This is a genomic window from Loigolactobacillus jiayinensis (assembly GCF_003946445.1).
GTDB lineage: Bacteria > Bacillota > Bacilli > Lactobacillales > Lactobacillaceae > Loigolactobacillus > Loigolactobacillus jiayinensis.
In genome coordinates this window covers 1-266 of record NZ_RHOF01000094.1, presented here as the reverse complement: position 1 = coordinate 266, position 266 = coordinate 1, and the positions used below count along the sequence as shown (strand labels likewise).

Annotated in this window: 1 pseudogene; it reads right to left on the bottom strand. The window is 43.2% G+C overall.

The window, feature by feature from the left end:
• Positions 1–266 (bottom strand): annotated as a pseudogene (locus EKM80_RS14265) (hypothetical protein); the annotation flags it as partial.

Here is a 266-nt window from a genome sequence, read left to right as displayed (position 1 = left end):
CTTAGCCCCATTTAGCGTCGCTAAAGGCACTTCACTGACTTTAAGGTCGGTTTGCTGGTTTAAATAATCTTTGAACGCGTTATACAAGCTCGTTACATTCTTATGATCGGCTAAATTTTCTTTGACAAAATCCTTGGCACTTAACACTGGCTCACCGTTAGTTTGTGACACGTCAAAGACGGGTAGATAACGGTAACCGACAATGGCGCGCTCATCGGTGGTATCAAGACGCTTTTTCTCGGCTGGTGTTAACTTCTTAATAATCG